Genomic DNA, 14970 nt, shown 5'->3' with positions numbered 1-14970 from the left:
CCCGCTTTGCGATGGCTGCCCTTTAAAGCCGTTCGTGGGGGGCGCCGAGACGGATCCCACCGGCGCTCTCTTTCCCTGGTGTTACTCTGCCAGTTCGCATTCTTTGATGATGGACACCGTGCGGTCGAGGGCGCAGGCGGCTTCTGCCCTCGTCATGGGATCGTAGGGGCGGAAATAGCCGTTGAATCCCTTCATGATCCCGGTATTGCTGGCGAAAACTATCTTGCTTGTTTCCTCATCGGTCAGATCTTTATAAATAGGCCAGATCATAATGTATGTAACGGGTATCTTTTTTGCGGTAAAGCATTTTGCGATCGCCTGGGCGGCCTCAATGCGGGTTACCGGTGCGCTCGGGTTAAAGCTTCTGTTGGTGGTTGGAAAGATATCGTTGATGGCGCACAACAGGACGGCGTCGCTGAACCATTTTCCCGGTTGGACATCATCGTAGTAGTCTTCAAGGGAAGGAGCCTCGCCCAATTCTTTGTCTCCGGTGTCCAGCTTGAAGGCGTTATTGAGGCAGACGGCCAGCTCTGCCCTTGTTATCGCCCGGTCTGGGGCGAACAGGCTGTTTCCCACGCCGTTCATGATTCCCTGACTGCAGACCGAATTAATTTGGGGAGCTGCCCAGTGGTTTTTGATGTCGGAAAATCTTGTCCCCGCGGCAGCCCAGGCGGGGGACGCTATGATGCCGAGCAAAAGCATTGCCGCTAAGGTTAGCGTTAGGTAGCGTCTTTTCATCATGATGTTTCTCGACCTCCCTTCATTTTGTCTATTTTATCCTGAGTTTATCAGTTGACCCCGATTTTGGCCGAATTCCAAAACGAAAAATGGCTTAACAACGGCATTTTTGGCAATGGGGAGATGAAAATTTGCAAAAAGTGTAGTGGCAAACTTTTTTGATAAAAATACCGTTCAAGCTGGCATATCCATGCGCTATTATGGTATAATACAGGCATGTTCCTGAAGATTACTAAATCAAACAATTACCAATATGTACAGCTGGTCAGGTCCTACCGGGAAAACGGCAGGACCAAACACGAAGTCCTGCTCAACCTGGGCAGGCTCGACCTGCTCGAGAACAATCCCAGCATCCAGCGCCTCGCCCTGCGCCTTCTGGAACTCTCCAAAGCAAAGCAAAAGCAAACACTTGATCTGAACAACGCATCAGAGGCGGAGATCTTAAACTGGGGTTACCTCGTCTACCAAAAAATCTGGAAGGAGTTCGGTTTGCACAAATTCCTGCCATCCCTTACTGCAGGCACCAAGATCCAGTTCAGCCTGAACGATGCCTGCTTCCTGATGGCCGTTCAGCACCTGTTAGACCCCATGAGCAAGCTGAGCACCTTCAACAACCAGCAGCGGTACGTGAACATGCCGAAGATAGACCTAAACCACCTCTACCGCTCCCTGGATATCCTCTGCGAAAACAAAGAGAGACTGGAAGAGATGCTCTTTTACAAGAACGTCAATCTCTTCAACATGCAGGTGGACGTGGTTCTGTACGATGTCACCACCTTCTCCTTTGAGAGCGTTAAGCCTGACAGTCTGCGGGACTTCGGCTTCAGCAAAAACGGCAAGTTCAACGAAGTGCAGGTAGTGATGGGACTTTTGCTCGACTGTGAAGGCAGACCCATCGGCTACGACCTCTTTCCGGGGAACACCTTTGACGGCAATACCCTGGAGAAAGCCCTGGAAAAGCTGAAGGAGAGGTTCCACATCCGCAAGGTGATCATCGTCGCCGACCGGGGGATCAACGGTAAGCTCAACCTTAAAAAGATCCTGGACAAAGATTACAGCTACATCTTTGCCTCCCGCTTGAAAAGGATGAAGAAAAGCGTGCAAAAGGAGATCTTCTCACCTGAAGGCTATCAGGAGATCATATCCTCTGACTCAACGGAGCCGGAAGACAGGATACGCTACAAAATCATTGACTACATCAACAGCTTTAAAGACGAAGACGGCCAAGTTTACAACCTGGAAGAGAACCTGATCGTCACCTATTCCGAAAAAAGAGCCAGGAAAGACAGGGCAGACCGGGAAAGGTTAATCGAAAAGGCCAAAACCCTGCTCGCCGACAAATCGAGGATCAAATCCAGCAACAAGCGGGGCGGCAAGAGATTTCTTAAAGAAATCGGCGCCGACTCCGACTGGGTTCTGGATGAAGAAGCCATTAAACGGGATGAACAGTTCGACGGCTACTACGGCATCCAGACCAATGAGAAAGACCTGAGTGCGAAAGAGGTGCTGGACGCCTACCACAACCTCTGGAAGATCGAAGAGTCCTTCCGGATCATGAAATCCACCCTGGAGGTGCAGCCGGTCTTCCACTGGACGGAGATGCGGATCAAAGGGCACTTCGTGGTCTGTTTTCTTGCCTTTCTCCTTGCCCGCACCCTGGAACTCAGGCTGCAAAATGCCGGAATCAAGGCTTCTCCGGAAAAGATCCGGGAGGCGATCAATTCCATGAACTTCGCCAAAGTCGAGATTGATGGCAGGGCTTACTACATTAAAACCAAAGGAGCTGATTTGAGCAAAAAGATACTGCGCCTGCTGCGCATGAAACAACCGAACAATGTGATTGCTGCTGATGACTTCCAGGATTAGGGAAAGTAGTGGCAAAATGCGCGCTTTTTAAAAAAACTTTTCAGGTTTCATGCGGGTTTGAGCAGGGTCATCTGATAAACTCAGGACGGTATCGAGGTTCGCTTCGAGTCACCGGACTTGACCATCTATCTGGTCGACAGGCAGCTGATCGTCCCGGGCAGTGTTGGGGACACCGTATCCGTACTGGTTCTGGGTGACCGGGCGACCGGGTTGACCGAGGAGGGGTTTCGGTATCCCTTACAGGATGCGGATCTGGACGGAAGGTGTCAGTATACGGTTTCTAACGTCATCACCAGGCCGCATCCCTGCATCAGGGTCGCTACCGGCATCCTGGCTGTTTTTCACTACCGCAGTCTGCCGGAATAAGGGGCGGTTTTTAGCTCCCTGAAGAAGAGGCCGGTTGACTTTAAAGTAAATTTAAGCGGGCACGAAAGTGCCCGCTTTGCGATGGCTGCCCTTTAAAACCGTTCGTGGGGGGCGCCGAGACGGATCCCACCGGCGCTCTCTTTCCCTGGTGTTACTCTGCCAGTTCGCATTCTTTGATGATGGACACCGTGCGGTCGAGGGCGCAGGCGGCTTCTGCCCTCGTCATGGGATCGTAGGGGCGGAAATAGCCGTTGAATCCCTTCATGATCCCGGTATTGCTGGCGAAAACTATCTTGCTTGTTTCCTCATCGGTCAGATCTTTATAAATAGGCCAGATCATAATGTATGTAACGGGTATCTTTTTTGCGGTAAAGCATTTTGCGATCGCCTGGGCGGCCTCAATGCGGGTTACCGGTGCGCTCGGGTTAAAGCTTCTGTTGGTGGTTGGAAAGATATCGTTGATGGCGCACAACAGGACGGCGTCGCTGAACCATTTTCCCGGTTGGACATCGTCGTAGTAGTCTTCAAGGGAAGGAGCCTCGCCCAATTCTTTGTCTCCGGTGTCCAGCTTGAAGGCGTTATTGAGGCAGACGGCCAGCTCTGCCCTTGTTATCGCCCGGTCTGGGGCGAACAGGCTGTTTCCCACGCCGTTCATGATTCCCTGACTGCAGACCGAATTAATTTGGGGAGCTGCCCAGTGGTTTTTGATGTCGGAAAATCTTGTCCCCGCGGCAGCCCAGGCGGGGGACGCTATGATGCCGAGCAAAAGCATTGCCGCTAAGGTTAGCGTTAGGTAGCGTCTTTTCATCATGATGTTTCTCGACCTCCCTTCATTTTGTCTATTTTATTTATGCAGAAATCCCCAGCTGACTTACACTATAATTCGAACTTCAGGAGGGGGACGGTTTCTGCCCTTTTTCGTAAAAGAAGTCTCAACTCAAGATAAATTTAATCCTGGAATACAAAATTTACCTTGACATAGCATCATGATATTGTAATATATTAATAAAGAAAAAGTAGCGACCCGGACTAGAGGTGAGCGGCAATAGAGGGATTGGAGACCTATACTACAAATCCACGGTTGTTTAAGGAAAAGGCGGAGGTTTTGAAGGCTCTGGCGAATCCTGTGCGGCTCTGTATAGTCAGGGGTTTGATGGCGCAGGAAAGTTGTAACGTTTCTCACATACAATCCTGTCTGGAGATGCCCCAGTCGACCATTTCTCAGCATCTGGCTAAGCTGCGCAGTGTCGGGATCATTGAAGGAAGGCGTTGCGGGTCGGAGGTTTATTACAGCGTAGTCAGCGAGGATTCCAAAAAGATAGTTCGGGCTTTGTTCGGTTAGTTCGCCTTCCATGCGGGGGGCTATTTTGTGGTTTTTATATCAGTTTATTATTATATATGGATAAGGGGTGTTAAGTGATGGGGAAGAAAGTATTGATCGTCGGCGGTGTGGCCGGTGGTGCCAGTGCTGCTGCTAGGTTGCGGCGCCTGGATGAACAGGCGGAGATAATCATTTTTGAAAGAGGAGAGCATATATCCTACGCCAACTGCGGGCTGCCCTACTATGTCGGCAGGGTCATCAGCGACAGGAAAAAGCTCCTGGTGCAGACCCCGCAGGTGATGCGGGACCGCTTTAATATCGATGTTCGTGTCAACAGCGAAGCGATCGAGATCAGGACCGACAAGAAAGAGGTTGTGGTGCGGGAAAGAAGCGGGCATACATATTCCGAATCGTACGACTATTTAATCCTCTCTCCGGGGGCCTCCCCGGTGCTTCCCCCGCTACCGGGGAGTAAAGCCGAGAATGTCTTTGCCGTCCGCAGTATTCCGGACGTGGACGCCATCAAAGGGTTCATAGAAGAGAGGAAGATAACCAGGGCTGCGGTGGTGGGGGGAGGTTTTATCGGGCTGGAGATGGCGGAAAACCTGCACCGGCTGGGCATCCAAACTTTTTTAATAGAGATGGCGAACCAGGTGCTGCCCCCGCTGGATTACGAGATGGCCGTTTTCCTGCACCATCACCTGAGGGATAAGGGGATTAATTTGATTCTCAATGACGGTGTCGGTTCCTTCGGGCAGAAGGAAGGGCTGGTGGAGAAGGTCGTCCTCCAAAGCGGCCGGGAGATCCCGGTCGAACTGGTGATCATGGCCGTCGGCGTGAGGCCGGAAGTGGAGCTGGCCAGGCGGGCGGGGCTCGCCGTCGGGGAGCAGGGCGGTATTCTCGTCAATGAGCGCCTGCAGACCTCCGATCCGCACATTTTTGCTATTGGTGATGCCATCGAATTTAAGGATTTTGTTACCGGCCGGCAAACTGTGATTCCGCTGGCAGGCCCCGCCAACAAACAGGGGCGCATTGTGGCGGATATTATTGCCGGGAGGGATGCTGCTTACGGGGGAACCCAGGGTACGGCCATTGTTAAGGTGTTTGATCTGGTCGCTGCGGCAACAGGTGCCAATGAGAAGATTTTGAAGAACCTGGGAATACCCTATGAGGTATCTTATACCCATCCCGGTTCCCACGCCGGCTACTATCCCGGCTCCGTTACCATGCACATCAAGCTGCTTTTCGATCCGGCCGGCGGGAAGATTTTGGGTGCCCAAATCGTCGGGCGCGAAGGGGTTGACAAGCGGATAGATGTTCTGGCGGCAGCCATCAGGAGGGGGGACACGGTCTTTGACCTCCAGGAACTGGAGCTGGCCTATGCTCCTCCCTTTTCTTCCGCCAAGGACCCTGTGAACATGGCGGGGTATGTGGCCGGAAACATCGTCAACGGTGATCTGCGGGTGATCCACTGGCACCAGATCGACGGGCTTGACAGAGCGTCCTCCCTGCTTATCGATGTGCGCACACCGGCCGAGTTTGAGGCCGGCCATATACCGGGTGCGGTGAACATCCCTGTGGACGAGATCAGAAGGCGCCTGGGGGAGATCCCTAAGGATAAGGAGATCATAATCTACTGTCGGGTCGGTTTGAGGGGTTACCTGGCGTATCGCATTCTGGTACAGAACGGTTTTCCGAAGGTCAGGAACTTGAGCGGTGGATGGCTGACCTACCATCCGGTGAAGGAGGAGGAGAAGTGGATGAAGCAGGATCCGATGGCCAGCGGGGAGCAAGATGCGGAACAGATGAGGAAAACTGAAGTGAGTTCTGCACCGGCCGGGAAGACGGTGGAAATAGACGCACGCGGCTTGCAGTGCCCGGGGCCGATCGTACAGGTTTTTCAGACGATGAAGAACCTCAAAGATGGAGATATGGTTGCGGTTTCGGCAACCGATCCGGGATTTCTGAACGACATCAAGTCCTGGTGTGCCAACACCGGAAACCGGCTGCTGAAAGTCGAAGAAGAAGGAGCTGTTATCAAGGCCCTGATCAGGAAGGGGCGGGGAGACGGCACCGCTTCGGATGCTGTGGCATCTTCATTAGTCCCCCAAAACAGGGATCAGAACACCTTTGTCGTTTTCAGCGGTGACCTCGATAAGGCAATAGCCTCTTTTATTATCGCCAACGGTTCGGCCTCCATGGGGAAGAAGGTCACCATGTTCTTTACCTTCTGGGGGTTGAACATCCTGCGCAGGAAACCCCAGGTCGCTTTGAACAAGGGCTTTATGGAGCGCCTGTTAGGCAAGATGATGCCCCAGGGAAGCACCGGCTTGCCGCTTTCCAAGATGAATATGTTGGGGCTGGGGCCGCGCCTGATCCGCCGGATCATGCAGCAGAAGAACGTCGCCTCCCTGGAACAGTTGATTGAACAGGCCCGGCGTTTGAACGTAAGGCTGGTGGCCTGCAATATGACTATGGAGATTATGGGAATCAAGAAGGAGGAGCTGATCGAAGGGGTGGAAATCGGCGGAGTGGCTACATTTCTCAATGAAGCGGATAAGTCGGGGACCACTCTCTTTATTTAACCGGCAACTAATCAACGATTTGAATGAGGGGTGATTCTGATGCCTATTTATGAGTACCGCTGCAAGGTATGCGATGAGAGGTTTTCGGTTTTGGCGAGTTTTTCGGAAAAGAGCAACGTGCAGTGCCCGAAGTGCGGCGCAAAGAACGTAAGGCGGTTGATTTCGCCTTTTTCCGTGAAGTCCTTTTTTAAAAGCTGCGGAAGCGGGGGTAAAACACCTACCGGCGGCTGAAGGTTCTGATGCCGGGGGTAGTTTGCCCTCTATAAAACCTCTATAAAAAACCTGCGGGCTTTTTCTCGAGCGACGGGCGTTTGCCCTCGAAAAAGCCCTTTTTACATCGACCGCAGGCTTCGCTAAGATTCGCATTCCTGCCCTGCGCTTATCTGCCTCTTTCCACGGCCGGTTCGGCCGCTTGAATGATATCCCGAATAGTTGTTGCTGCAGCAGCCGGCTGCATCTTTTTTCTGCGTGCTTTGGGAAGGCAGGGATCGGGCAGCTGCCGGTTGAATAAAGAATTGAGTGCGACTTATCCGGGGGGAGCAAAAGTGCGCCGCAAAATCGGATGGCTGTTGATTGCCGTTGGTCTGCTACTCATTCTGACGCCCCTGTTGGGCAAAGGATACGGTTATTATAGCCAGTTTCTGATGCGGCAGGAGCTGGAGCGGGATAAGAGGGCTGCAGGGCCTGCAGCACTGGCACCAGAAACGCCACCCTGCATCAGACCTCCCTTTCTTCTAACGATTCCGGCCATTTCCCTGGAGGCTGTTGTTGTCGAAGGAACGGAGAGTAAAGCCCTGAGTAAAGGCCCCGGACTGGATGCCCGTGGAGTTTACCCGGGAATGCCTGGGAATGTCATTATAGCAGCACACCGCAATGTCTTTGGAGCGTGGTTCAGGGAACTTGACGAATTGCAACAGGGGGACGAGATCTTCATATCCTCCGGCGGCAAGAAGATCACCTATATTGTGGAAAGCGTGCAGACGGTGCCGGATGACGATCTCTCAGTTCTTAAACCCAGCGCGAGCAGCAGCTTGACCCTCATCACCTGTGATCTTCCTGTTAGCTCCGGTCGCAGGATAGTTGTCAGGGCTTTACCTGCCGAAACCTGAGCCTCAAGGCGCCGTCTCTTTGGCCTCCCGGGGTTCGGCGGCCGGTGGGTTCTTCCCGTCATGGCGGAAGATGGCAATAGCCGCATCAGGGCAGACCGTCTGGCAGGTTCCACAAACGATGCAGCCCTTCATACGAGGTTCCACGGTCGGCACCCCGTTAAAGGCCAGGTGATGGGACCACTCGATGACGTTGGTGGGGCACTTTTCAATACACAGCCCGCATCCTTTGCAGAGTTCGGGAAAAACGGCGAAGGTCCCCCGGTCGTTTTCGTAGACGTGAGGATGCCATCTTGATGCCACCGATTGTCCATCTCCTTTACAGATTCTTTAATGATCGGTTCTTTAGGCTCTGATGCTTATGCTTTGTTCGTTATTGGCTGGCCCAAACGGGGGGACCGTTTTTTGACCCGGTGAGGTTCTTCCCTTGAAAGGGTAGAAATTACCGCCTACAGTGGAAAGCCTTTGAAAGTAGAATTGCCGTAATGAGCGCCTTCCATACGTATTGTTACCTGGAAGATGAGTAATTTATTGTAATATCACCGGGGGTCGAGTTCGAATCTTTTCAGCTTAGAGCTTTGGGAGAAGATCCATTCGGCCACCAGTCTGGCTTGTTCGTGGACTTCATCGGCAAAGTCAGGGGTATAAACACTCTTGACAAGGGTGTAATGCGGGTTAAGGAAGGTGATGGCACTGCGAATTTGCTCTGGTAATGCGGGGAATGCTTTCTTGGAAAGATTTAAGAGGTTGCGTTCGGCAGGTGAGACGTAACCGGGGCAGTTTGCTTTGATGAGCATTTCGAGGGATTTTCGGAAGTAAATCGTCGCCATGTCGTACTGTCCGGCTTTTTTCTTTAGGAGCGCTTTCTTCCAGTTTTCTCTTGCTTGATACAGGGAATACAGCTCTTCATCTTCGTCCTCGGTTTCCCGCTTGCCCTTTTTTTTCTTTCCGAATGGCCAGAAGGAGCCGGGAAACTTGAGGAGTTCAAATGGGCTGGGGCCCGTTTTCGGTTTTTTCATCCTGGTTCACCTCCCATCTTACTTTTATTTTATAATGTGCCACATCCTGGTGCAATGTGCAGCAGGCAGCTGTTTAAAACCATGACAGGGAAGCACTTTTTTTTAGTATCGGCTGTGGTATACTGGTAAAAGCGGGCATTCTTAAAAAACGGAGGGATAGATTATGGACAGGAATATCAGGGTGCGCTTTGCGCCCAGTCCTACAGGAGACCTGCACATCGGGGGTGCCCGGACGGCCTTATTCAACTGGCTTTTTGCCCGCCACAACGGGGGACGTTTGATCTTGCGTATAGATGATACCGATCTCGTCCGTTCCACGGAGGAGTCGACGCGGGGGATCCTCTCGGCGCTCCGCTGGCTTGGTATTGACTGGGATGAGGGGCCGGAGGTGGGAGGAGAATACGGGCCCTACTTTCAATCCCAGCGTCTGTCACTCTATGAAGAGGTTGCTCAGGATCTGGTGGCTAAAGGTTTGGCGTACTACTGCTACTGCACGCCCGAAGAACTGGCGGAGCGGCGGAAGCAGGCGCTGGCCGAAGGAAAGGCGCCCCGCTATGACGGGAGATGCCGTCACCTGACAACGGCGGAGAGGCTCAAAAAAGAAGAGAAGGGGCTGCGCCCTGCCGTCAGGCTCCGCGTGCCTGATGTGGGGGAGACGGTTGTCCACGACTATTTCCGCGGGGATGTTTCTTTTTCACACGACGTTCTCGATGACTTCATTATCGTGAAATCGAACGGCATGCCGACTTACAACTTTGCCTGCGTGGTGGATGATGCCTTTATGAAGATCACCCACATTCTGCGTGCCGAGGAACACCTGTCCAACACCCCGCGGCAAATTCTGATCTATCAGGCAATTGACCGGCCGTTGCCCGTTTTTGCCCATGTTCCCATGATCCTGGCGCCGGACCGCAGTAAGCTGAGCAAACGCCACGGGGCCACCTCGGTGGAGGAATTCCGGGACATGGGTTATCTGCCGGCAGCTTTGATCAACTATCTGGCCCTCCTGGGCTGGTCACCGGAGGGGGAAGAGGAGATCCTTTCCATTACGGAACTGGTGCGCCAGTTCACCCTGGAGAGGGTGGGGAAGACGGCGGCGATCTACGATCTTAAAAAGCTGACCTGGATCAACGGCCATTACTTGAACCAGGAGGACCTCGACCTTATCGTCGATCTGGCCGTTCCTTTTTTGCAGCGTAAGAACCTGATCCCGGCAGAGCCAACCCCTGAGGAGATGGAGTACATCCGGAAGGTGGTGGGTGCCGTCCGCACCCGTGTTAAAACTCTTGCCGAGATCGCCGAGGCCTCTGAGTACTTCTTCAGCGACGACTTTTCTTATGACGAAAAGGGTGTTCGGAAGCATTTCCAGAAGGCAGGTGTAGCGGAGCGTCTGGAGATGGCCCGCAGGAGGCTTGCCGAAACTGAGCCTTTCGATCTCGAAAGCACAGAAAAAGCTTACCGGGATCTGAGCGCGGAACTGGGCATCAAAGCCGGGGAGATCATCCATCCAACCAGGCTCGCCCTTACCGGCCGGACGATGGGCCCAGGGCTCTTTGATATCATGGTGATTCTGGGGAAGGAGAAGACATTGAACAGGCTCGAACGGGCAATTAACTTCATCAAAGGCTTGGTTGTTCAAGAGGGCCATGTAAAATTTCAGTAGGTAAAAGAAGGGGATCGGCTTCTTAAAAAGAAAAGAGACCTCGGCACCCAAAATCTATCACCCCAAAAAGGAGTGTGAGGTCTCATGTTAGATATTCGCCACATAGTGGGGGCAGTCCTTCTTTTTGTCAAAGGTTTAGTCAAATTAATTGGAGAGTGCGAAGACTTCTCTGAGCTTGAGAAAGGGGTTCACGAACTCTGCCAGGACGTGTGTAACCAGATTTTCACCTGGGCATTAGAAAAGATCGATACCCGTCTGATGAATGAACGAGACCGGAGCATCTGGGAGGTTGTCGGTTTTCGGACAAAAACAGCCATCAGCACCTTTGGGGAATTTCCCTTAAAAAGGCGCCTGTACAGGAACAAAGAAACCGGGGAAACCAAATTCTTTTTAGACGAACTGCTGGGCTGGCCGGAGCGGGCCAGGGTTACTCCTTACCTCAAAGAGTTGGCAATCAAACTAAGCACCGAACTTTCCTTTGGCCGGGCAGCGGAGATATTGAGTTATCTTGTACCTAAATTAAGCACCATGACCATCTGGCATATCACCCAAGAAGCAGGCGAAATACTGCAGCGAGAAGGGGAAGAGAAGAGAGCGGCGGTATTTGAAGACGGAGGAGCACCAGGTGGGAAAGAAGTGGTTGGGGAGTTGCATATTGAAGGTGACGGAGTGATAGTCAATCTGCAACGGGAAAAAGAGAAGCGAGGAGAAATCAAACACATAGTAACCTACGAAGGGAAGAAACAAGTTAGCCGGAACCGCTTTGCCCTGCAAAACAAGCTTGTTGTAAGCACCCTAAGTGAAGGACAAGTGGCCTGGGAAGAGAGCTATGCTCGGGCTGGGGGGAAATGGGATTTAGAACAGATCAAAGAGATCTACATAGGTGGCGATGGAGCAAAATGGATCAAAGAGGGGCTGGAATACTTCCCCGGTGCTGTATACTGCTTAGACCCATACCATCTAAACAGGCATTTAACCGAAGCCCTCTGGTATGACGAAGAAACCTTTCAGAAAGTAGGCGCAGCCATCTCTCATAGCAACTGGCAGGAAACCCAAGCAATACTCACAGAAGCAATCAAAAAAACCAGAGGCAACCGGAAAAAGAGGCTCATCAAGCTATTGCATTATCTTGAAGAGAACTGGACGGGGATTATTAACTCGGCAGGAGCAAAACGTTTAGGAACCATCGAAGGGCAGATTCAGCACAACGTAGCACGGCGGATGAAACGCCTGGGGGCCAAGTGGACCACAACCGGAGGAGACCGGATGGCCCGGCTTCTGGCTGCCAAAGCAAACGGAGAGCTTAGCAATTATGCTTCGCGCTGGCCAGTGGAACATGGAAAGCTGAAGGAGATAGCGCAGATAAAACCGGTAGAAAAGTCGGTAGAAAAACAAAAAGCCGGAGAAATAGGGGAATGGCTGCAGGCGACAATACCGGCATTAAAAGGGCCTTTTGCGGATCGTCCCTGGATAAAACATGTTTTACGGGAACTGACCCGGCCGGAATTTGCTGCTCTTATTTGCTAACCGGTTTTCCGAGTAGCACTGATAGCTTGGCCTCTGCATGTGTTAAATGTTTTGCGACGGGGTAACGTGTTATTGTTGTCTGTTCCTCCTAGCTACCTGGTTGTCAAGTTTATCTCAACAATCTTCAGTTAAATTCAAGGTCAAAGCCATTGCTTTGAAGCTTAAGGTTTTGAACGTCGAGGTCTCTTAAGGGGAAAAATTTTATTTAAAAATACCTACTGGATCTTGACATGGACGTTCAAGAGTAAATCCGGCTCTATAATAAAAAGTGTGGGATAGGGGTAGATGGAATTAAGCAAGGAGGAAGGCACGTTTTGGTTGTAGGAGGAAAAGAACGGGGGCACATCCAAATTGAATGCTAGCAAACAAAACCCTTCAAGAAAGGAGTGCCCCTATGCATAAGATTAACACGTTCATCCTCGAAGGACAAGAGAATTTTGAGAAAATATTACAGCCCGTTTTAGAAGAACCCCACGACCCAGGGGATATTGTGTTAAAGGTAACCATAGACCCTCCAGAGGTATGTCCTGTATGCAACGAAGGCAAATTACATAGGCATGGCTTTTTAAAGGAAAACCGGAAGCCCAAAGAAAGAAAAATTCGTCACGCTTTTTTATACGGGAGGTGGATTATTCTATCCTGGGTCCCTGTACGGTATAAGTGTTGCCGTTGTCATAAGACTTATACCCTTCGTCCTCCGGGTACCAGCCCCTGGGCCAGATTTACAAGATTAGGGGTGCAGACAGTAGTTTATTATGCCCAGAGGATGAGCTTTACCTATGCGGCCCAACTATTAAACCTTAATCCTAGTAGGGTTATAAGATTAGTGGACAAGTATATCCAGCCTAGTCTTCCTTGGAATGATACTCAAGAGCCTATAGTGTTAACCTTAGATGAGCTATCCTTTAGCGGGAATGATTTTGTATGTGTGGTAGGGAGATTGGAACCGGACAAGAGGCCTTTGACTGTTTTAGAGGATGATAAAAAGGCAACTATAAAGGGTTACCTAGAGGGGCTCAAGAAAGCTGGGGTTAAAGTAGAGGCAGTAGTAATTGACATGAAAGATTCTTGGCGTAAGTTAATCAAAACAGTCTTTCCTTCAGCCAAGATAATAGTAGACCCCTTCCATGTAATCCAGGACGCTAACCGTCGCTTAAATGAAGCACGAAAGATAGAGCAAGAAGCAAGCAAGGAGAATATACCTCGTCTACCTTTGATTAAAGCTAAAGAGAAACTTACTCCCAGACAACAAGAAAAGCTAGAGGAAATTAAGAATAAATACCCGTCCCTCTATGAATTGTACCAGCTAAAGGAAGATTTGAGACAGATCCTAAAGATGGACCGGGTAGAGGAGGCAGAAGCTGCTTTAAGCCGTTGGCTCATAAATGCAGAATGCGCTGAAAATGCAGAAGGACGGGTATGGGCTCGTACTATCAAGTCCTGGAAGTCAGAAATATTAAACCTCGTAAGTTATACCCAGCAAGGCCGGCGTTACACTAATGGTTATATAGAAGGTAAAAACACCCTAATTAAAATGCTAAAACGCTTAAGCTTCGGGTTGGAAATCGTACCCATTTCATTAAGAAAATGTTCTTGGGATGTTGCCCCCAAAATTTGATCCCACAACTATTGACATAGAGCCAGTAAATCCTTGACGAAAGGTAAAGATTCGCGTATACTTATAGGCGTAAAAGGATGCGGGATGGTGTAGCGGTAGCACAGGTGACTCTGGATCATCTAGCCCAGGTTCGAATCCTGGTCCCGCAGCCAGAAAACAGGGCCCTATCGTCTAGCGGTCTAGGACACCACCCTCTCAAGGTGGAGACACGGGTTCGAGTCCCGTTAGGGCTACCAGAAAAATCAAGGCTTCCGGGGTTGGAAGCCTTTTCCTATAGCCAATTTTACAAATTTCCTGCCAGAATGCCCCTGATTTCAATCAAGGGATGGCCGTGCTGTCCAACAACATCTTCTTTGATGGCCGCCAGATAAGGTGGCGAAAAGAGCGTTGGGCAGAACGGCGGAAAGCGCTCCAGCGGGTAGGGAGACTGTCCCGTGTCAAGAAAGAAGCAGGTCGTGAACGAAGATGGGTGCGGTATATCAACCACTGTATTTCCAGGCGTATTGTCGAGATCGCGAAAGCTGAAAGCAAGGCGATTGCATTGGAAAACCTGCTGGGCATCCGGGAACGGACCAAAGGATCCAAGAAGTTCAACCGGATGATGTCGGGCTGGAACCTCCGGGAGCTGGCCTCGTTCATCGAGTATAAAGCTGCGCTTCAAGGCGTGCCCGTAATCTACGTCGATCCCAAGGAGACTTCTAAGACATGCCCCAAGTGCGGGAATGTTTCCCGCTACAATCGGAAGAAGCAGGGCTGGTTCAAATGCACGAAATGCGGCTACCAGTCTGATGCGGACAGAGTTGGAGCTATAAACATAGCCGCTAGAGCGCTCGATGCTCTCGGGGCATGACCCTGCGAGAAAGGGGAGTGTGACACCCCTTAAGGCCAAGGTGATGATCCGGATCATCCGGAGAATGCTGGCTAACCTGCGGCGAAAGCTGCCATCCCGCGCTTGAGGATGCCCCTCAATTCATTGAGGCGGCACAAACGGGTTATATGGTGCACGAACGGGCTTTGTCTACATAAAAATAATCATTGTAACAACTGTAACAACGGTTACTGTAACGGTTACCGTTTAGGAATCCTCAACCGGAAGCCTAAGCCTGGGAAATGAGATGTGTCCCTATTTTATTGCGAATCTTTCCCGCAATTCCTTTTCCT

Annotated in this window: 14 protein-coding genes and 2 tRNA genes; 12 read left to right on the top strand and 4 right to left on the bottom strand. The window is 51.2% G+C overall.

Annotated elements, in window-relative coordinates:
- Positions 1–81: 81 nt before the first annotated feature.
- Entirely contained in the window at positions 82–741 is a 660-nt protein-coding gene (locus tag TPH_RS08830) for an S-layer homology domain-containing protein (protein ID WP_015050851.1), read from the bottom strand.
- Between the two features lie 213 nt (positions 742–954).
- Here TPH_RS08830 and TPH_RS08825 point away from each other — a divergent pair, with 213 nt between their 5' ends.
- Positions 955–2604 (top strand): IS1634 family transposase, encoded by a 1650-nt coding sequence (locus tag TPH_RS08825; RefSeq protein WP_015050853.1) that lies wholly within the window; start codon positions 955–957, stop codon positions 2602–2604.
- 117 nt (positions 2605–2721) lie between these two features.
- Positions 2722–2970 (top strand): motility associated factor glycosyltransferase family protein, encoded by a 249-nt coding sequence (locus TPH_RS08820; protein WP_015050852.1) that lies wholly within the window; start codon positions 2722–2724, stop codon positions 2968–2970.
- Between the two features lie 151 nt (positions 2971–3121).
- Here the strand turns inward: TPH_RS08820 and TPH_RS08815 are convergent, their stop codons facing one another.
- Complete coding sequence (locus tag TPH_RS08815) at positions 3122–3781, bottom strand: S-layer homology domain-containing protein (RefSeq protein ID WP_015050851.1); 660 nt, start codon at positions 3779–3781, stop codon at positions 3122–3124.
- A gap of 243 nt (positions 3782–4024) precedes the next feature.
- On the opposite strand from TPH_RS08815, the gene TPH_RS08810 reads away from it, so the two are divergent.
- The 4 genes from TPH_RS08810 to TPH_RS08795 all read left to right on the top strand — a co-directional run bounded on the left by TPH_RS08810 (position 4025) and on the right by TPH_RS08795 (position 7985).
- Complete coding sequence (locus TPH_RS08810; protein ID WP_037998969.1) at positions 4025–4312, top strand: ArsR/SmtB family transcription factor; 288 nt, start codon at positions 4025–4027, stop codon at positions 4310–4312.
- A gap of 77 nt (positions 4313–4389) precedes the next feature.
- The gene (locus tag TPH_RS08805) at positions 4390–6876 is read left to right on the top strand and encodes an FAD-dependent oxidoreductase (protein ID WP_015050849.1); all 2487 of its coding nucleotides are present in this window, start codon (positions 4390–4392) and stop codon (positions 6874–6876) included.
- Positions 6877–6915: 39 nt separating this feature from the next.
- Positions 6916–7107, top strand: a complete 192-nt coding sequence (locus TPH_RS16535; protein ID WP_015050848.1) for an FmdB family zinc ribbon protein — start codon at positions 6916–6918, stop codon at positions 7105–7107.
- Between the two features lie 314 nt (positions 7108–7421).
- Complete coding sequence (locus TPH_RS08795) at positions 7422–7985, top strand: class E sortase (RefSeq protein ID WP_015050847.1); 564 nt, start codon at positions 7422–7424, stop codon at positions 7983–7985.
- A 3-nt stretch (positions 7986–7988) separates the two neighbouring features.
- Here TPH_RS08795 and TPH_RS08790 read toward each other — a convergent pair whose 3' ends face one another.
- Together TPH_RS08790 and TPH_RS08785 are read right to left on the bottom strand one after the other, a co-directional pair.
- A complete protein-coding gene (locus tag TPH_RS08790; RefSeq protein WP_015050846.1) occupies positions 7989–8285 on the bottom strand; it encodes a 4Fe-4S dicluster domain-containing protein in 297 nt (98 codons plus the stop codon).
- Positions 8286–8521: 236 nt separating this feature from the next.
- Positions 8522–9001, bottom strand: coding sequence for a HEPN domain-containing protein (locus tag TPH_RS08785; RefSeq protein WP_015050845.1), 480 nt, complete (start codon positions 8999–9001; stop codon positions 8522–8524).
- Positions 9002–9164: 163 nt separating this feature from the next.
- Between TPH_RS08785 and gltX the strand changes: the two genes are divergently transcribed.
- The 6 genes from gltX to TPH_RS08755 all read left to right on the top strand — a co-directional run bounded on the left by gltX (position 9165) and on the right by TPH_RS08755 (position 14659).
- Positions 9165–10664, top strand: coding sequence for a glutamate--tRNA ligase (gene gltX / locus TPH_RS08780; protein ID WP_015050844.1), 1500 nt, complete (start codon positions 9165–9167; stop codon positions 10662–10664).
- An 84-nt stretch (positions 10665–10748) separates the two neighbouring features.
- Positions 10749–12191 (top strand): ISLre2-like element ISTph1 family transposase, encoded by a 1443-nt coding sequence (locus TPH_RS08775; protein WP_015050843.1) that lies wholly within the window; start codon positions 10749–10751, stop codon positions 12189–12191.
- A 394-nt stretch (positions 12192–12585) separates the two neighbouring features.
- Positions 12586–13809, top strand: coding sequence for an ISL3 family transposase (locus TPH_RS08770; protein ID WP_015050842.1), 1224 nt, complete (start codon positions 12586–12588; stop codon positions 13807–13809).
- Positions 13810–13887: 78 nt separating this feature from the next.
- A tRNA-Gln gene (locus TPH_RS08765) sits at positions 13888–13961 on the top strand.
- A gap of 8 nt (positions 13962–13969) precedes the next feature.
- Positions 13970–14045, top strand: a tRNA-Glu gene (locus TPH_RS08760).
- Between the two features lie 95 nt (positions 14046–14140).
- Positions 14141–14659: an RNA-guided endonuclease InsQ/TnpB family protein gene (locus TPH_RS08755; protein WP_015050841.1), complete on the top strand. Its 519-nt coding sequence runs from the start codon at positions 14141–14143 to the stop codon at positions 14657–14659.
- The last annotated feature ends 311 nt before the right edge of the window (positions 14660–14970 follow it).

Source organism: Thermacetogenium phaeum DSM 12270, from assembly GCF_000305935.1.
Lineage (GTDB): Bacteria > Bacillota > DSM-12270 > Thermacetogeniales > Thermacetogeniaceae > Thermacetogenium > Thermacetogenium phaeum.
This window is presented reverse-complemented; position numbering and strand designations above follow the sequence as displayed.